We start from the raw sequence: 16668 nt of genomic DNA on the forward strand, positions 1-16668 counted from the left end.
TCAGCCCTCGACGACGGGGCGGCGCACGGGGCGGCCGGGGCGCGCCGCCACGTCCAGCACGCCATCGGTGATGAGCGGCTGGCCGCTGACGATCAGATGCCGCACGCCCTCGGAGGGGCGGTTCATCGCCGTGAAGGTCGCGCGATCGCTGAGCTTCTCGTAGTCGAACACGACGATGTCGGCATCGGCGTCCTTCGCGAGCTTCCCCTTGGCGCGCATCGCGGGTGTGCTCTGCGACAGGATCTCCGCGGGGATCAGCGCGCATTTGCGCACGCCTTCGAGCAGCGACACTGTCTTGCGCTCGCGCACCCATTCGCGGATGAATTTCGTGAAGCAGCCGGCCGAGCGCGGATGCGAGGTGGCATCATCCGGCAGCGGCCAGGCATCGCCGGTGTAGGTCTTGCCGTCCGACGTCGTCCACGGCATCGCGTCGGACGCGATCGCGCCGCCGGGATAGAGCACCGACATGTCGAGCAGGTCGCGATGATGCGCATTGTTCTCGGTGTCGAGGATGTGCCAGAGCACCAGCGATGACGGCTCGTCGGCCTGGGCCTTCAGCAGCTCCTCGCGATCGCGGAAGCGGTGCCCGTCGGTCACGCGCTGCACCGAATCGTAACCGGTGCCGTTGCGCTCGACGAATTCGGGGTCGCTGAAGAAGGCCGCCGCCAGCACGGTCGAGCCGGTGCCATAGGGATAGGCCTCGACCGTGATGGGCAGGCCTTGCGCCTGCGCCTTCTCGACCAGCACGCGGCAACGCTCGATGTCGGTCTTGCTCGACGAATTGAAATGGCAGATGTGCATGTGCGCGCCGGTGGCGCCGGCATAGCCGATCAAGCGGATATAGGCTTCCGCCGCGCTCTCGGGATCGACCCGCGACATGTAGGCGACGTGGGTGAAGGTCGGCACGTCCTGCTTGGCCGCGAGCTGGCAGACCGCGGTCAGCTCCTGCACGCCGGCGCCCGGCGCGTAGGCGTTCAAGATGCCGATGCCGATGCCGCCCTCGCTCAGGCCGCGCCCGAGCCGCTCAAGAATGCCGGCCACTTCCGTATCGCTCGCGACGTTGTCCATCCAACGGCGATCGCGCATCGCGTTGCCGAACGCCTCCAGCGAGCTCTCCGCATTGGAACCTGTCATCGCGCCGATGCGCGCAAAGGCCCAGTTGGTGGCGGCGCCATAGTTCAGCACGCGTCCCTTCCTGGCCTGGCGCTCATACCAGGACCCGACCGGCAGCACGCCGGCCTCGAGATCGAGCGTCGTCGTCACCCCGTCGAAGGCCTGCATCCGGTCGGCAGGGATCGACTGGCCGTGCGCGTGCAGATCGATGAAGCCGGGCGCGACCACGAGGCCGGTGGCGTCGATCACCCGCTCCGCGCCGCCAAGCGAGGCACCGACGGCGGCAATCCTGCCATCCACCACCGCCACATCGCCAACCGCGTCCATTCCGCTCGCCGGATCCACCACCCGGCCGCCAGAGATCACCAAACCGCTCATGTCGTCACTCCAAAAAGCAGAAAGCCAGAACCTCCAAAGGCCCGGCAGCAGCTTTGGAGGGAGCCGGCCGCATCGCGCACCGTCCCGGCGCGCATAGTGCAGATTTTGGAGGGAACGACCACCGCCGCCGATGCCGATGCAGCATGCTCACACGGGAGGTCGGTTTGCACATCGTTTGGAAACATGCGCTCGCGTCCTCGCGGCAAGTTTTGCCCGAGCTTTGCTTTCTCGCTTCATCCCCTCGCGAAGAAAGGGCGCAGGGAAGACCGGGCGCCGGCTGGCACCCACAAAACCCCCATGCTGAACAGATGCACACGCAATGCACAGGGGAGACACAGGGCAGCCGAGACCAGGCCTTCCCTGCGCGATGGTTTGACGGCCTATGCCGCGCTCTCCCGGGAGCCGAGTTCGTTCTGGCCTCCCTCACCCTTGCGAAATGCACGGCACCGCGCCGGTTGACGCAATGACGCCTTCGCAAAGGCTTGACCGTAGCAACGACGGCCAGGACCACACGGTTTCGCCGTACGCAGGCCTCCTGCTTCGCCTAAGGCTTCAGGACATGGCCCTGCTTCGCCAGAGGCTTCGCGAGGTTTGAGCGCCGTCCGTCGATGCGGTTCGTGCCGTGCTCACGAGATTCATCTCGCCCTGCACGCTACGCTCCGCCTTTAACGCCGCCCGCGTCCACCGCATTCCAGCCCGCGTTCGTGACGACGTACGACCGCCCCTTTTGTGGGCTGGGATGAGCGAGACATACGACAAATCCGAATTTCGGTAAAGTGGAATATTTTCGCGACGGCTACTTGACAGCAAATTGCCGTGTTTTGTCTCACCGGCATGCACCCCGGATCGAGCGCATTAAGCGCGAGGAAATGCCCGTCACAGCCGACACCGCGCTGCGGCTTCGGAAAATTCTTCACGTGCAGCCGGGCATTCAAAACCTCCGGACCCGAAGGTCCGGAGGTTGCGCGTCGGAGACGCCGTTCGCTCAGTTCTGCCGGTGAATGGTGATGGTGACGCGGCCGCCGCCGAGGGCGGAGTTCACGGCGTTCTCGGCTTTGGCGAACTCCGAACCGATCCATTTCGCGGCCGAAGACACTTCGTGCTTGATCCAGCTGAACAGGCCGGCAGCAGCAACGCCGTCGAGTTCGTCGATGGACAGTTCGCGGCTTTCAAAGCCGATATCGTCAGGACGTTTCATGTTGGTCTCCAGTTGGTGACGCGGGCCATCCGCGATCACGAACAGGATGCGCGCAAACCTCCGATGAGAGCTGTGACGACGATCACCTCGGTCGCAACAGGCGAAGAATGTCGTTCCTGTCGCCGGCTGTGAGACAGCATATGAAGAAGGGCGTGGCTGGAGACTCGCCTGAGGCAATCCTTCGAGACGCCCGCTTGCGGCGGGCCCTCAGGATGAGGTCGCGTTTTGCGGCGAGAGTCTGGCACCAGCCAAAAGGATAGAGATCAACGCTCGATGGAGCCTGATGGCGCTCCCTAGGGGAATCGAACCCCTGTTTCAGCCTTGAGAGGGCCGCGTCCTAACCGCTAGACGAAGGGAGCGTGAGGGCTAGCCAATAACCTCGAAATTTGTCCGCCGCAAGGACCCGAACCGCCCTTTTACGGCTCATTGGCAAATTTCAGCTTCCCGGTCGGCTTCAGCGTGTGGGCGTCGAAGGTGCGGATCTCGGTGACCCCGCCGATGTCCAGCGTGACCACGAGCCGGTCGCCGGCGACCCCGGTCGAGACGATCCTGGCGCCCTTCGGCAGGGTGGCGGTGACGTCGCCGACCGGCTCGGCCGCCCTTCCCTCCGACTTGAAAAGGCGGTAGCCCACCGCGATCAGGACGGCGCAGATTGCCAGCGCCGTCGTCAACCCCGCGATCAGCATCATCCGCCGCACCCGCGCGAACAGCGCGGCCTGCTCGGGGCTCGGTTCGGGAACAGCGGTATCAGACGTCGTCATGGAAAACTCAGGCTCAGCGCAAAGGTTGGAGGTCGTGGTCGGCGGCGACGAGGGCTCGGCCCGGCTCGACCGCGTGCTGGCGGCGCACCTTTCCGACCTGTCGCGATCGAGGCTGAAAGCCCTGATTCTGGCGGGCGCGGTCAGCCTGAAGGCCACCGCGGTCCGCGACCCCGCTTATCACGTCACTTCGGGCGATACGATCATAATCGACGTGCCGGAGGCGGCCCCGGCGGAGCCCAAGGGCGAGGATATCGCCCTCGATATCGTGTTCGAGGACGACGACATCGTCGTCCTCAACAAGCCGAAGGGGCTGGTGGTACACCCCGCGGCCGGGCACGAGACCGGGACGCTGGTGAACGCGCTGATCGCCCATTGCGGAACTTCGCTCTCCGGCATCGGCGGGGTGCGCCGGCCGGGGATCGTGCACCGGCTCGACAAGGACACGACCGGGCTGATGGTGGTCGCCAAGAACGACCTTGCGCACGCCTCGCTCACCGCGCAATTCGCCGACCACGGCCGCACCGGAGCAATGCGGCGCGGCTACATGGCCTTTGCCTGGGGCCTGCCGGGCCGCCATCGCGGCACCGTGGATGCGCCGATCGACCGCCACCCGCATGCGCGCGAGAAGATGGCCGTGCGCCAAGGCGGCCGCGAGGCCGTCACGCATTGGGAAATCCTGGAGAGCTTTGCTGGGCGCGACGGCAAGCCGATCGCTTCACTGCTCGCCTGCGAGCTCGAGACCGGACGCACCCACCAGATCCGCGTCCACCTTGCCCATATCGGCCATCCCCTGATGGGCGACGCCGTCTATGGCCCGCACTTCAAGACCAAGGCGAACCATCTCGGCCCAGAGTCGCAGGCGGCCTTGACGGCGCTGGGGCGGCAGGCCCTGCATGCCTATCTGCTGGTATTGGAGCACCCGAGAACCGGAGAATTACTCCACTGGGAGGCGCCTCTGCCGGAGGATTTGCTTCTCCTGCAAGGCGCTCTGAAAGCGGCGCTATGACGCAGGGGCTTTAAGAAAAGCGTTACATTACAAAAAGTTATAGCTGCCACACGGGGACGTGACGTCAGCAATCCTTCCCTTTTCGACCCCCTTTGGGGTATATTGCGCCTGCGTTGGAAATGACCAACGCGGAACATCGCAGCTACGGCCGGCTTTAACACAGCGGTCGTCTGCCTGGCCCGCCGCTATCGGGGGCCTGAACCTTTGGAGGGCTTCAGTATGGCCCGTACCGCTGCTTTGCCGGTGCTCAATGGAGAATCCGGCCTTTCTCGCTACCTCGCCGAGATCCGCAAGTTCCCGATGCTGGAACCCCAGCAGGAATACATGCTCGCCAAGCGTTGGCGTGAGCATGACGATCGCGACGCGGCGCACCAACTCGTCACCAGCCATCTCCGTCTCGTGGCCAAGATCGCCATGGGCTATCGCGGCTACGGCCTGCCGATCTCCGAGGTCGTCTCGGAAGGCAATGTCGGCCTGATGCAGGCGGTGAAGCGTTTCGAGCCCGAAAAGGGCTTCCGCCTCGCCACCTACGCGATGTGGTGGATCAAGGCGTCTATTCAAGAGTACATCCTGCGTTCCTGGTCGCTCGTGAAGATGGGCACCACCGCGAACCAGAAGAAGCTGTTCTTCAACCTGCGCAAGGCGAAGAGCAAGATTTCCGCGCTGGACGAAGGCGATCTCCGCCCCGACCAGGTGAAGATCATTGCCAAGCGCCTCGGCGTCACGGACCAGGACGTGATCGACATGAACCGCCGCCTCGGTGGCGACGCGTCGCTCAATGCTCCGATCCGCGACGACGGTGAAGCCGGCGAATGGCAGGACTGGCTGGTCGACAACACGCCCAACCAGGAAGCCATGCTGGCGGAGCACGAGGAATATGATCACCGCCGTGACGCCCTGAACGGCGCCATGGGCGTGCTCAACCCGCGCGAACGCCGCATCTTCGAGGCCCGCCGTCTCGCCGATGAGCCGATGACGCTGGAAGACCTTGCTGCCGAGTTCGGCGTGTCGCGCGAGCGCGTCCGCCAGATCGAGGTCCGCGCCTTCGAAAAGGTGCAGGCCGCGGTCAAGGGCACCATCGCAAAGGCCGAACAGGCCGCGCTGGAAGCCGCGCTGTAAGAGATTGGCGGATCGAAAGAGACAAGAAGCCGGCGGCAACGCCGGCTTTTTTGTTTGAGGTGTGACGCGTTTGTTCGAGGTGTGACTTGCAGCATGTTCGCGCAGGCGCGGGCCAGGCATCTTGAACCCTTGTCGCCGGTCAACGACCCAAATGAGAGCGACCAGCACCGAGCAAACGGATACACACCGTGGCGATCATCCTGCAATCCACCGTCGGCGGCTTCTCCGCCCAGTTCATGCGCAAGCTGCCGCTGGTCGAGCAGGCGATGCGCGAGCACGGGCTCGAACCGTCGGAGTTCGTGATCTCGAAGGACTACGCCTCGACCGCGACGATCCCGATCATGGGCCCGTTCTTCTTCAACTACAGTGTCTTCTTCGGCGAGGAGAAATTCACCGTCACCGAGCCGAACGACATGGTGTTTCTGGATTACTTCTTCAAACGCGTGCTCGCGGCAGACGATCCGCCGGGGCTGCCGCGGCGACCGGGATTGATCCGGCGGTTTTTCGGATGGATGGCGCAGCCGGTGTAATTGACGCGCATCGTCCCCGCCCCGCCCCGCTTGCGGGGTGAGGGAGCGCGGCCTCTATTCCCCCCAGGTCCTCGCCAGGGTCGCAAGCCAGCAGCCTTCGCAATAGCGCGCATCCTTGTAGTCGATCCAGTTGTGCGCATAGACGTGGTCGAGCGGGATGCCGTAGCGCGCGCGCAGGACCTGGACCAGGATCTTCCATGCTGCGACCTGCGCCTCGGTCGGGCCTGCCGTGACATCGGGATAGTTTCCGGCGAACTCGACGCCGATCGAGTTGTCGCGCACGACCTGGCGATAGGTCGATCTGTTGTCGATGTACTTGTTGTCGTTGCGGTTGGCGCCGTCGCCATGGGTCGGCACCAGATTCTCCGCGACCGCCCAATAGACCGTGCCGTCGGTCTCGACCCAGAGGGTGACGCCGCGGCGCGTCGGGTTCTTCGATTGCTCCTGTGCGCCGCCGCGGGCCGAGCCCGCCGGTCCCTCGGTCTGGTGCACGATGATGTTGCGCCAGGGCCTTGCGCTGGCGACATCGCCCCATGGCGCCAGCCACACCATCTTCAGGCCGGGAATGTCGGGCGTGCCGGAGCCGCGCGCGAGTTTTGCGAGCCCGGCGTCCGTTGCGGCGGCGGGTGCGATCAGGAAGGCGGCGAAAAGCGCCGCGAGCAGGCGAGACATCATCATGCGGGTCCAGTGCGGACCCGAGCCTAGCACGCCATCAAGCGAATTTGCGTGCGGCCTTGCCCGGCCCGATCGGCTCAGGCGAGAGCGGCGGCGCCGGATCGTAGACGGCAAAGTCGTTCTTGCCGTTCTTCTTGGCGGCGTAGAGGGCGTGGTCGGCATGCGCGATCAGGCGGTCCGGAAACTGGCCGATGTCGCGATCCCACTGCGCGGCCCCGATCGAGATCGCGATCGGGATGTCCTTGCCATTGCAGGCCGCGGCATCCTGGCGGCAGACCTCGAGCACGCGGCGGGCGATCGCGGCCGCCTCGCGCAAGGACGACGACGGCAGCACGACGCAGAACTCGTCGCCGCCGGTGCGGGCCAGCATGTCGCCGGGCCTTAAGCGGGTCTGCGCCATCAGGGTGAAGTGCTGGAGGCAGGCATCGCCCGCGGCATGACCATGGGTGTCGTTGATGTTCTTGAAGCCATCGAGATCGATCACCAGCAACGAGAACGGCTCGCCGCTGCGCTCCGAGCGGGCGCATTCTTCGCCGAGCCGCTGCAACAGATGCCGCCGGTTGGCGACGCCGGTGAGATCGTCGAGCAGCGCGAGGTCGGCAACCTCGTTGCGCAGGCGGTCCATCGCCATCAGCAGGAAGCCGAAATTGAGCGTCATCGACAGGAACAGGAGGCCGAGCACCATGACGGCGTGGCCCTGGCTGCCGGCGACGGCCGAAAAATCCCCGCCAAGCAGATTGCCCACCACGCGGGCCACGAAGATCCCGATGATGGTGAGGATGACGATGCTGGCGAGCCAGGCGCCGGGACTGACGCGGCCGTCCTGTGGCGACAGCAGAAGCCGCAATGCCAGCAGCAGCGGAACGGCCTGCCCAAGCGTGTAGAAGGTCATGCGCAACTGCATCTGGTCGAAGACGAGCAGGAAAAACGCGGTGCCGCCGACGCTCAGGGCAGCCGTCGCAATCATCATGCGCCAGGCCACCGGCCTGCCGTAGAAGCGCTGAATGCCCATCGCGGCGAAACAGCTTGCGGCGATGATGCCGGCTCCGCCCAACAGGAGCGGCACCGGGGAGGTGACGAACAGGCGGACCAGCGCGGCCATCGCGCCGGTCGCGCCGACGAAGGACGATGCCATCCAGAACCGGGCGGCCGCGAATTTCGGATAGGAGCGCGTCACGTAGGCCCAGATCAGGCCCAGCGCCAGGAAGTTGACGACGAACACGGTCCAGAGTGTCGGCACGTTCAGCATGGCGCGTGCGGTACGCGCAGCCGCGCGCTCCCCGTCCCTTGCAGCCGTCCGTCCATGACCCCGTCCCCGTTTTCTTGCGGGGAACAATGCGGCCGGCGCGCTTAACGGAGTCTCACCGCGTTGCTCGAAAACGCGCCCTTGGTTTTGGATTCATGAACGACTGCGCCGTTGTCGGATCGTTAGGCATGTCGGTGGCGATGGCGCTGCGACGCGGTGATGCGGATTCGCGGGCGGAAAATCACCCGAAAATGCATCTGAGCTGTGGATAACGCGATGACACGGATATGACAGCGCGGGGCAGAAGCGCGCGAATCTGCTGAGCTTGCCGCTGAGGATGTTGCGAGGCTGGCCCTCCGCCGAGCATCCCTCGTGTCGCGTTTAACCATGAACCCTTGAGAGGATACTATGGCTAAGAAAGCGAAGAAGGCGACGAAGAAGAAGGCGAAGAAGGCCAAGAAGGCGAAGAAGAAGTAACGAGGCTTCTTTTTCTTTGCCCGGGTGGAGCTCGCTCCGCCCGGGCGTCGGGTAGGTCCATGAGCTGGAAGATGGCGGGCACAAGGCCCGCTTTTTTATTGCCTACCGCTCGGCGAAAGCGAGCTTGGCGCCAAGGGCGGCGAAGCCGGCGGCAAAACTACGGCGCAGCCAGGCCATGACGCGCGGACGGGAGATGACGCGCTCGCGCACCGAGGCGGCGCAGAGGCCGTAGACCACGAACACCGCGAACGTCATCGCCATGAAGGCGCCGCTCAATTCCAGCATCCGCGCCAGCACATGGGGCTCGTCCGCGGCGATGAACTGGGGCAGGAAGGCGAGGAAGAAGATCGACAGTTTTGGATTGAGGATATTGATCAGGAAGCCGGTGACGATGACCCGGCCGCTCGACCGCTCCTTGATCTCGCCCTCGACCGCCAGCGCCCCGGTCTCGCGCAGCGCCTGCCAGGACATGTAGAGCAGATAGGCGACGCCGCACCATTTCAGCGCGGCGAAGGCGAGCGCGCTGGTATGGAGCACGGCGGCGAGCCCCAGCATCGCGGCCGTCATGTGCGGCACGATCCCGAGCGTGCAGCCGAAGGCGGCAGCGATGCTCGCACGCGAGCCGCGCGTCAGCGCCGCGGCCAGCGTGTAGAGCACGCCGGTGCCGGGCGAGGCGACGACGATGAGCGAGGTGAGCAGGAAGGACAAGGTCATCGGCGGACCTTATCATTGCGCCTCCCGGCAAGAAAGTCGGCAAGAGAACCGGCAAGAAGGGGGCCCCGCAGGCTCGCCTTCAGGACAGCTGCGCGATCTCGGCCTCGCGCAGCACGTCGAGCGGCGCCCACGGCTTGGCCCAGAATTTCGCACCGGCGGGCAAGGGCTGCATCAAGGGGCGGCCCGAGGTGACGACGACGTCGAGCCGGGGATTGCGGTCCTTGGCGACATGCGCGAGCTCGACCCCGTTCATGCGCCCTGCAAGCTGCACGTCCGTCAGCATCAGGCAGAGCGCGCCCGCGTCCTTGTCGAGGATGCGCTCGGCGGCCTCGGCACTTTCGCACTGGATGACCAGGTAGCCGCTCTCCTCCAGCAGAAGACAAAGCATCTCCCGCTGCATGGCATCGTCCTCAACGATCAACGCAGTGGCACGAAATGGTTCTGCCTGGCCCATGGCGGCTCCAATGCTGCTTGAGTAGCGTAAGTTAAGGAGCCAATTCGCCTCCGGTTCGGTTCCATTTTGAAAAAATGTACATCATAGTTCCACGCGAACGGCTTGACGGGGGGAGATCATGACTGCGATTCGCGGCGCCGCCGCCATTACCGGAGCCGCAAGCGGCATCGGCCGCGCGCTGGCGATCGAGCTTGCGCTACGCGGCTGCGATCTCGCGCTTGCGGACCGCGACGAGGCCGGGCTGAAGACGCTCGCCGCCGAGATCGGCCAGGGACCGGACAAGGCCCGCAAGTTCAGCGTGCACCGCGTCGACGTCGGCGAGCCCGGCGACATCGCAGAGTTCGCACGTGAGGCGACGATGGCGCATCCCTCGCTCGGCATCGTCGTCAACAATGCCGGCGTGGCGCTGATGGGCTCGTTCGAGGAGATCGACCAGGCGCAGATGGACTGGCTGTTCGACATCAATTTCTGGGGCGTGGTGCACGGCACGCGCGCCTTCCTGCCGCATCTGAAGACGATGGAGGCGGCGCACATCGTCAACCTCTCCTCGATCTTCGGCATCATCGCGCCGCCGGGCCAGTCGGCCTATGCGGCGGCGAAATTCGCGGTGCGCGGCTTTTCCGAGAGCGTGCGGCACGAGCTTGCGGTGGCGGGAAGCTCCGTAAAGCTCTCGGTCGTGCATCCCGGCGGCGTCGCCACCGCCATCGCCCGCAATTCGCGCACCGGCGTCGGCGTCACCGACAATGCGCGCCGCGCGCAATCGATCGAGCGGTTCGAGAACGCGGCCAAGACCACGCCGAGGGACGCCGCGCTACGCATCATCAAGGGCATCGAGAAAAACGAGCCGCGCATCCTGATCGGCAACGACGCCCGCTTCATGGACCTGCTGCAGCGTTTCCGTCCGGGAACGTACTGGGCGCCGCTGCAGCGACGGCTGGAGAAGATGACGAAGGGGGCGGCGCAATAGCTCAGTGACGCGGCACTGTTTCTGCTCGCCATTGCGAGAAGCACAGCGACGAGCGGCCTGGTCTCACTGCCCTGCCAGCCGATCCGCAAAATAGCCGATGGTCTTGCGGTAGATCACTGCCCTGTTCCATTCGCGCATGGCCTCGAAATTGGCGGTGCCTTCGCCATAGGGCTGGCCCATCTTGAAGCCGCTGGTGTGGAGCAGGTTCGCGGTCGAGGCGAGCACGTCGGGAACGCTGTGGCGGAGATCGACGTGGCCGTCGCCGTCGAAATCGACGCCGTATTTGATGTAGGACGACGGCAGGAACTGGGTCTGGCCGATCTCGCCGGCATAGGCGCCGATCAGGTCGCGCAGCGGAAGGTCGCCGCGCTGCACGATCTTGAGCGCTGCGAGCAGTTCGCCCTGGAACAGCTCGGTGCGGCGGCAATCATGCGCCAGCGTCGCCAGCGTGCGGATCACCGGCAGCTTGCCGATGTCGCCCTTGCCGAAATCGCTCTCCAGCCCCCAGATCGCGACCAGGATATAGCGCGGCACGCCGAACTGCTGCTCGATGCGCGAGAGCAAGGCTGCGTGACGCTGGAGCAGCGCTCGGCCGCCATTGATGCGGCCGGGACCGACGCGGGTCGAGACATACTGCTCGAAGCTCTTGTTGAAGGTGTAGCGCTGGCGCCGGTCGAAGGCGAGCACCGCGCCGTCCTGGGCGATGCCGCTGAAGGCCGCGCTGGTCACGCCCGCCGAGACGCCGGCGGCCTGCGCTTCCGAGGTCATGCTGGCGACAAAGCTGTTGAAGTCGCCGCCGCAGCGCGCGGCCTGCGCCGATCCGCCGGCCAGACAGACGATGAAAGCGGTGGCCGCAGCGTATCTCAGCATGTCGAGCGATCTCCCAAATCCTAGTGCAAAGCAGCGCGCGCGATCATGCCCGGGAAAGCGGCGACCGTCAAAGCGGCACGCTTGATCCGCATCAACGTGTCTCACGCCCTGCCTTCTAGATTGAGCAAGACGGCAGAGCCGCCCAGGAGACTAGCCGATGACCGGAATTACCTTGAACGCCGAGCAGATTCGCAACGCACCCGCACCGGTGCGGCAATGGATCGAGCAGGAGGTGATCGCCTCGCTCGGCCTTGCGCCGCGGACGCCTGCGGCCGCGCCGCCGCAGGCCGCCCATCTCGTCGCCTGTCGCGTGGAAGACATCGCCGGCGTGCTTGAGCACATCCGCGGCATGCTTCCCGCCGTGAACGTGCTGCTCGAGCTCGGCCGTCCCGGCATCAGCATCGGTCAGCCCGCGGTGATGACGTTCCGCCTGATGGACATCCTGCATCACACCCGCCTGCAGGACGTCAGTCAGGTCATGACCTGCCTGGAGATGATCAACCAGGCGCTGACCGAGGTGCGGAAAGATCCGTCGGCCCGGTTTTGCGGCTTCGACAATGAGGGCCACTGCCTGATCGCACCGCAGACCCAGGCCAGCATCGCAACGCTGTGGCAGACCATCATGGAACGCCAGCAGGCGGCGCAGGCGCACGAGCCAGGCAGCCGGATGGCACCCGCGGCTTGAAACCGGCCGCGGCTTTCCGGGCAATCGGCAAGGGAATGGGCCATCGGTGAGAACCGGCGGCGTGGTGCAGGCGACTAACGTCTGCGCCCCGTTTCCTCAACCCACAGAGAGTGCCAATGCCCGCGCCGCGAAACAGCCCCGGATCGCTCGTCCTTGCCGCCCTGCTCTCCCTTCTCGCCGTCATCACAGCTTCCGCGCAGACGCGCGATGTCGTAGGCAGCCGCGACTATCCCGGTATCGGCCGGTTCGCCGGCAGCGTCATCACCGGCTACGTGATGAAGGATTTTGACGCGGCACGGATGCAGGCGGCGCCCTTCAAGGACGGCCAGCCGACCGACGCGCGGCGTCTCGAGGGCCGCGTCTTCCGCATCGCCTATCGCACCAATCCCGGCCCCTCGATCCTGGAGGTTTCGCGCAATTTCGAGACCCAGCTTGCGAAGGCCGGCTTCGAGACGTTGCTGGCGTGCGACACCGATGCCTGCGGCGCCATTCCGTTCACGGAAAGCATCGACACGCTGCCGGTGCCGCAGATGTGGGTCGACGGCTTCAACTATCGCTATTTTGCCGGCCGCAAGACCGAGGGCGGGCGCGAGACCTATTCCAGCGTCATCGTCAGTCAGAACAACCAGGATATCACCGCGCAGGTCACCGTCGCCGAGCTCGGCGCCATCGCCAACAAGATGGTCGATGCCCCCGCGATGGCCAAGGGTCTTGGCGAGACCGGTCACATCGCGCTCTACGGCATCTATTTCGACACCGACAAGGCCGTGCTCAAGCCGGAGAGCCGCCCGACGCTGGAGCAGATCGCAAAGCTCCTGATCGGCCAGCCGCAACTCAACGTCTTCATCGTCGGCCACACCGATAGCCAGGGCGCCTATGAATACAATCTCGACCTGTCGAAACGCCGCGCCGAAGCGGTCGCGGCCGAACTGGTGAAGAACTTTCGCATCGCGCAGACGAGGCTGCGCACCGCCGGTGTCGGATTGCTGGCGCCGGTCGGCTCCAATGCGACCGACACCGGCCGCGCGCTCAACAGGCGGGTGGAACTGGTGGCGCCATAGCTCCTGCTTGTCATTGCGAGGCGCGCGACTTCTCCGCCGAGAGCGAAGGCGGAAGCCGCGATCTGCAACGCGCAATTGCGCATCGCATGGAACTCGCTCGTGCATTGGAACACAACCTGTGCACGCAGACGGGAAGACATGCAGGAAAATGCGCTTTTCGACAAAGCGCGCACCTGTCGCTGCATTGCGAGAGCAGCACACATGAACAAGTGATTTGGCCTTCCAATTGAAATGCGCGGCCCGCATCGCAACTGGATATCGCGATCGCGCATATCTGATGCGCTCGCTGCGACATCAGCGCTTCCGCATTTATCTTGCCACGGCATGGCTCGAGTTATAGTCTTCTATTCTAGGTTGTCGCCCCGCCAGCCCCGGGCGACGCTGGAAGACCAAAATAAACGGCGGGCTTTCGCGGCCCGCCGTTTATTCGAGGAAGGGCCGCGCCGGACCTACGTGGCGCACGACGCTTTCCATCTTGCAAGCCGACATCGTCGATCGATCCCGCCGCGGCCGGGCGCGCCGCGCCCACAATGCGCAAAGCCATTTGACTATGGCGCCCTGATCGACGAAAAGCCGCCATGGCCAAAAAACCCGGAACCAATCCCAAGGGCGAATTCGCCTTTTTCAACGTCTTCTATGAAGACGGCTCCCAACGCTCGAACCGGCGCGTGCCTTCCGAGCTGCTAGGCGGCCTCGACGGCGACGAGCCCGCGCGCGGTTTCATCATGGAGCAGGACCGCGAGATCGCCGAAAAATCCGGCCGCCCGCCGCTGGAGATCAAGGAACTCGAACGGGTCGGCGCGAAGAAGAAATAGGCTCCGCCCGCCGGCGAGACACGCGAAGCGACAGCACAAAGAAAAACGGCGGGCACAGGCCCGCCGTTTTCGTTGGGATGGATGCCCGGGTCAGGCCCGGGCATGACGATCCGAATTAATTGTCCAAGAAGCTCCGCAGCTTCCGCGACCGCGACGGATGCTTCAGCTTCCGCAGCGCCTTGGCTTCGATCTGACGAATACGCTCGCGCGTCACCGAGAACTGCTGGCCGACTTCCTCCAGCGTGTGGTCGGTGTTCATGCCGATGCCGAAGCGCATGCGCAGCACGCGCTCTTCGCGCGGGGTGAGCGAGGCGAGCACGCGCGTGGTGGTCTCGCGCAGGTTCGACTGGATCGCGGCGTCGATGGGCAGGATCGCGTTCTTGTCCTCGATGAAATCGCCGAGATGTGAATCCTCTTCGTCACCGACGGGCGTTTCGAGCGACAAGGGCTCCTTGGCGATCTTGAGGACCTTGCGGACCTTCTCGAGTGGCATGCCGAGCTTCTCGGCGAGCTCTTCCGGGGTCGGCTCACGGCCGATCTCGTTGAGCATCTGGCGCGAGGTGCGCACGATCTTGTTGATCGTCTCGATCATGTGCACGGGGATACGGATGGTGCGGGCCTGGTCGGCGATCGAGCGGGTGATCGCCTGCCGGATCCACCAGGTGGCGTAGGTTGAGAACTTGTAGCCGCGGCGGTACTCGAACTTGTCGACCGCCTTCATCAGGCCGATGTTGCCTTCCTGGATCAGGTCGAGGAACTGCAGGCCGCGGTTGGTATATTTCTTGGCGATCGAGATCACGAGACGGAGGTTGGCTTCCACCATCTCCTTCTTGGCCTGACGGGCTTCGCGCTCGCCCTTCTGCACCGAGTGCACGATCTTGCGGAACTCGATGATCTCGAGGCCGGTCAGCGCAGCGAGCTGATGCACCTCGTGGCGGAGGTCCTTGATCCGGTCCTTCTCGTGGTGGACGAAATTCTTCCAGCCCTTGGCCGAAAGCTTCGAGACCCGGTTGAGCCAGCGCGGATCGAGCTCCGAGCCGGTGTAGTTGCGCAGGAAGTCCTCGCGCGCGACGCCGTGGCTGTCGGCCAGGCGCATCAGGCGGCCCTCATGCGAGACGAGGCGCTTGTTGATGTCGTAGAGCTGCTCGACGAGTGAGTCGATACGCGCCTGGTTCAGGCGCAGCGACTTCACCTCGACGATGATCTCGTCCTTGAGCTTGCGGTATTTGCGCTCCTGGTGCGGCGAGAGCGAGGGCCCGTGCGAGGTGCTCTCGAGCTGGTTCTGGATGTCCTGCTCTTGCAGCTTGCGCAGCTTCTTGTAGCTGTCGGCGATCTTGTCGAAGATCTCTACGACCTTCGGCTTGAGCTCGGCCTCGATCGCCGCGAGCGACATCTGGTTCTCGAACTCGTCGTCCTCGTCCATGTCGGCTTCGGCGGCGGACTCCGCAGGATCCTTCTCGGCTTCGCCGGCATTGCCGGGCGCGGGCGCGGCGCGGAACGGGGTCGGCGACGGCGGCGCGGCGGGCGGCGCCACATGCGCGGGCGCTGCACCCGTGGCAGCGGCCTGTCCGCCTTCGGCCTGGGCTTCACCGTTCTCGCCGTTGGGACCGGCGATCATCGCATTGTTCATGCCGGCCTTGGCGTCGGGGCCGGCATAGGTCGCTTCGAGATCGATGATGTCGCGCAGGAAGATCTTGCCTTCGTTGAGCTCGTCACGCCAGATGATGATGGCCTGGAAGGTCAGCGGGCTTTCGCACAGACCTGCGATCATCGCCTCGCGGCCGGCCTCGATGCGCTTGGCGATCGCGATTTCGCCTTCGCGCGACAGCAGCTCGACGGTGCCCATCTCGCGCAGATACATCCGCACGGGATCGTCGGTGCGCTCGCCCGGCTCGCTCTTCTTGACCTCGGTGACGGCCTTCTGGGTGACCTCGACGAGCTCGTTGTCGGTCTCGTCCTCGCCGCCCTCGTCCTTGTCCTCCTCGCCTTCGCTATCGTCGGCTTCGGTGACGTTGATGCCCATGTCCGAGAGCATGGACATGATGTCCTCGATCTGCTCGGGGGAGGTCTGGTCGGACGGCAAAACTTCGTTGAGCTGATCGAAGGTCACGAAGCCGCGCTTCTTGGCCTGCTTGATCATCTTCTTCACTGCCGCGTCGGACAGGTCGAGCAAGGGCGAGGGCGCGTCCTGGGAGTCCTTCTCCGGCGCGTCCGCTGCCTTGTCGTCTTTTTCCTTGTCCTTCGCCTGCAGCGTCTTTGCCTTGGTGGCCATCCATTGCTCCTAAACGCGCTTCATGCAGGACGTTCGCCGCTGCCTGAATTCACTTGAACCTGTTGCCCGACGCTCTCGCTTCGGCAGCTCTCGACACGGAAAGGGCGGCGCGCATATCTCTCGCCACCCCCAAACTTTCTCTCGCCGGAATTGCCTAACGCTTCGTCAGCCTCTTTGTCGCAGCGGATGCAGGTGTAGTGCCAACAGCGATTGCGCGGATTCATTCCTGACGCGTCTGTTCTGCCTGCGGCCGCCTGGTGGCCAAAGTGCTACAAGACCGTTAAGCCTCGATTAACCCTGTTTTTGCCGCCAAACCTTGGATTTGGC

General features: G+C 64.7%; 16 protein-coding genes and 1 tRNA gene. 7 read left to right on the forward strand and 10 right to left on the reverse strand.

All coding sequences use genetic code 11. The features are described 5' to 3' along the window. From NR187_RS15380 to NR187_RS15395, 4 genes are all read right to left on the reverse strand, one after another. On the reverse strand, nucleotides 1–1491 hold the full coding sequence (locus tag NR187_RS15380) for an amidohydrolase family protein (RefSeq protein WP_256806979.1): 1491 nt from the start codon (nucleotides 1489–1491) through the stop codon (nucleotides 1–3). Between the two features lie 985 nt (nucleotides 1492–2476). Then, on the reverse strand, nucleotides 2477–2689 hold the full coding sequence (locus tag NR187_RS15385; protein ID WP_211381638.1) for a hypothetical protein: 213 nt from the start codon (nucleotides 2687–2689) through the stop codon (nucleotides 2477–2479). Between the two features lie 284 nt (nucleotides 2690–2973). Continuing rightward, a tRNA-Glu gene (locus NR187_RS15390) sits at nucleotides 2974–3048 on the reverse strand. A gap of 57 nt (nucleotides 3049–3105) precedes the next feature. After that, on the reverse strand, nucleotides 3106–3450 hold the full coding sequence (locus NR187_RS15395; protein ID WP_211381613.1) for a hypothetical protein: 345 nt from the start codon (nucleotides 3448–3450) through the stop codon (nucleotides 3106–3108). Here NR187_RS15395 and NR187_RS15400 point away from each other — a divergent pair. The 3 genes from NR187_RS15400 (at nucleotide 3449) to NR187_RS15410 (ending at nucleotide 6105) form a co-directional block, all read left to right on the forward strand. Then, a complete protein-coding gene (locus NR187_RS15400) occupies nucleotides 3449–4456 on the forward strand; it encodes an RluA family pseudouridine synthase (RefSeq protein ID WP_256806980.1) in 1008 nt (335 codons plus the stop codon). The genes NR187_RS15395 and NR187_RS15400 overlap by 2 nt on opposite strands. A gap of 219 nt (nucleotides 4457–4675) precedes the next feature. Beyond that, nucleotides 4676–5575, forward strand: coding sequence for an RNA polymerase sigma factor RpoH (gene rpoH / locus NR187_RS15405; RefSeq protein WP_211381611.1), 900 nt, complete (start codon nucleotides 4676–4678; stop codon nucleotides 5573–5575). 188 nt (nucleotides 5576–5763) lie between these two features. After that, nucleotides 5764–6105 carry a hypothetical protein gene (locus tag NR187_RS15410; protein ID WP_211381610.1) on the forward strand — a complete coding sequence of 114 codons (342 nt, stop codon included), beginning with the start codon at nucleotides 5764–5766 and terminating at the stop codon, nucleotides 6103–6105. 54 nt (nucleotides 6106–6159) lie between these two features. On the opposite strand, the gene NR187_RS15415 is transcribed toward NR187_RS15410, so the two are convergent. The 4 genes from NR187_RS15415 to NR187_RS15430 form a co-directional block, all read right to left on the reverse strand. Beyond that, a complete protein-coding gene (locus NR187_RS15415; RefSeq protein ID WP_211381609.1) occupies nucleotides 6160–6783 on the reverse strand; it encodes an N-acetylmuramoyl-L-alanine amidase in 624 nt (207 codons plus the stop codon). Between the two features lie 34 nt (nucleotides 6784–6817). Next, complete coding sequence (locus NR187_RS15420; RefSeq protein ID WP_211381608.1) at nucleotides 6818–8029, reverse strand: GGDEF domain-containing protein; 1212 nt, start codon at nucleotides 8027–8029, stop codon at nucleotides 6818–6820. 576 nt (nucleotides 8030–8605) lie between these two features. Then, the gene (locus NR187_RS15425) at nucleotides 8606–9217 is read right to left on the reverse strand and encodes a LysE family translocator (RefSeq protein ID WP_211381607.1); all 612 of its coding nucleotides are present in this window, start codon (nucleotides 9215–9217) and stop codon (nucleotides 8606–8608) included. A gap of 79 nt (nucleotides 9218–9296) precedes the next feature. Beyond that, a complete protein-coding gene (locus tag NR187_RS15430; protein ID WP_211381606.1) occupies nucleotides 9297–9671 on the reverse strand; it encodes a response regulator in 375 nt (124 codons plus the stop codon). 118 nt (nucleotides 9672–9789) lie between these two features. Between NR187_RS15430 and NR187_RS15435 the strand changes: the two genes are divergently transcribed. Next, the gene (locus tag NR187_RS15435; protein ID WP_211381605.1) at nucleotides 9790–10638 is read left to right on the forward strand and encodes an SDR family oxidoreductase; all 849 of its coding nucleotides are present in this window, start codon (nucleotides 9790–9792) and stop codon (nucleotides 10636–10638) included. Nucleotides 10639–10701: 63 nt separating this feature from the next. Here the strand turns inward: NR187_RS15435 and NR187_RS15440 are convergent, their stop codons facing one another. Next, complete coding sequence (locus tag NR187_RS15440) at nucleotides 10702–11508, reverse strand: lytic murein transglycosylase (protein WP_211381604.1); 807 nt, start codon at nucleotides 11506–11508, stop codon at nucleotides 10702–10704. A gap of 157 nt (nucleotides 11509–11665) precedes the next feature. Between NR187_RS15440 and NR187_RS15445 the strand changes: the two genes are divergently transcribed. From NR187_RS15445 to NR187_RS15455, 3 genes are all read left to right on the forward strand, one after another. Continuing rightward, the gene (locus NR187_RS15445) at nucleotides 11666–12193 is read left to right on the forward strand and encodes a hypothetical protein (RefSeq protein ID WP_211381603.1); all 528 of its coding nucleotides are present in this window, start codon (nucleotides 11666–11668) and stop codon (nucleotides 12191–12193) included. Nucleotides 12194–12309: 116 nt separating this feature from the next. Beyond that, nucleotides 12310–13254 carry an OmpA family protein gene (locus NR187_RS15450; RefSeq protein WP_211381602.1) on the forward strand — a complete coding sequence of 315 codons (945 nt, stop codon included), beginning with the start codon at nucleotides 12310–12312 and terminating at the stop codon, nucleotides 13252–13254. Nucleotides 13255–13832: 578 nt separating this feature from the next. Continuing rightward, nucleotides 13833–14069: a hypothetical protein gene (locus NR187_RS15455; protein ID WP_211381601.1), complete on the forward strand. Its 237-nt coding sequence runs from the start codon at nucleotides 13833–13835 to the stop codon at nucleotides 14067–14069. A 115-nt stretch (nucleotides 14070–14184) separates the two neighbouring features. Here NR187_RS15455 and rpoD read toward each other — a convergent pair whose 3' ends face one another. Further along, complete coding sequence (rpoD, locus tag NR187_RS15460) at nucleotides 14185–16341, reverse strand: RNA polymerase sigma factor RpoD (RefSeq protein ID WP_211381600.1); 2157 nt, start codon at nucleotides 16339–16341, stop codon at nucleotides 14185–14187. Nucleotides 16342–16668: the final 327 nt, after the last annotated feature.

Origin of the sequence: Bradyrhizobium sp. Bra64 (assembly GCF_024519875.1) — a bacterium.
Lineage (GTDB): Bacteria > Pseudomonadota > Alphaproteobacteria > Rhizobiales > Xanthobacteraceae > Bradyrhizobium > Bradyrhizobium japonicum_G.

Coding starts and splice junctions, on each gene's coding strand:
- NR187_RS15440 (WP_211381604.1), bottom strand. CDS start 11,508: ATGCTGAGATACGCTGCGGCCACCGCTTTCATCGTCTGTCTGGCCGGC.
- NR187_RS15415 (WP_211381609.1), bottom strand. CDS start 6,783: ATGATGATGTCTCGCCTGCTCGCGGCGCTTTTCGCCGCCTTCCTGATC.
- NR187_RS15380 (WP_256806979.1), bottom strand. CDS start 1,491: ATGAGCGGTTTGGTGATCTCTGGCGGCCGGGTGGTGGATCCGGCGAGC.
- rpoH (WP_211381611.1), top strand. CDS start 4,676: ATGGCCCGTACCGCTGCTTTGCCGGTGCTCAATGGAGAATCCGGCCTT.
- NR187_RS15420 (WP_211381608.1), bottom strand. CDS start 8,029: ATGCTGAACGTGCCGACACTCTGGACCGTGTTCGTCGTCAACTTCCTG.
- rpoD (WP_211381600.1), bottom strand. CDS start 16,341: ATGGCCACCAAGGCAAAGACGCTGCAGGCGAAGGACAAGGAAAAAGAC.
- NR187_RS15455 (WP_211381601.1), top strand. CDS start 13,833: ATGGCCAAAAAACCCGGAACCAATCCCAAGGGCGAATTCGCCTTTTTC.
- NR187_RS15385 (WP_211381638.1), bottom strand. CDS start 2,689: ATGAAACGTCCTGACGATATCGGCTTTGAAAGCCGCGAACTGTCCATC.
- NR187_RS15430 (WP_211381606.1), bottom strand. CDS start 9,671: ATGGGCCAGGCAGAACCATTTCGTGCCACTGCGTTGATCGTTGAGGAC.
- NR187_RS15435 (WP_211381605.1), top strand. CDS start 9,790: ATGACTGCGATTCGCGGCGCCGCCGCCATTACCGGAGCCGCAAGCGGC.
- NR187_RS15450 (WP_211381602.1), top strand. CDS start 12,310: ATGCCCGCGCCGCGAAACAGCCCCGGATCGCTCGTCCTTGCCGCCCTG.
- NR187_RS15425 (WP_211381607.1), bottom strand. CDS start 9,217: ATGACCTTGTCCTTCCTGCTCACCTCGCTCATCGTCGTCGCCTCGCCC.
- NR187_RS15400 (WP_256806980.1), top strand. CDS start 3,449: ATGGAAAACTCAGGCTCAGCGCAAAGGTTGGAGGTCGTGGTCGGCGGC.
- NR187_RS15395 (WP_211381613.1), bottom strand. CDS start 3,450: ATGACGACGTCTGATACCGCTGTTCCCGAACCGAGCCCCGAGCAGGCC.
- NR187_RS15445 (WP_211381603.1), top strand. CDS start 11,666: ATGACCGGAATTACCTTGAACGCCGAGCAGATTCGCAACGCACCCGCA.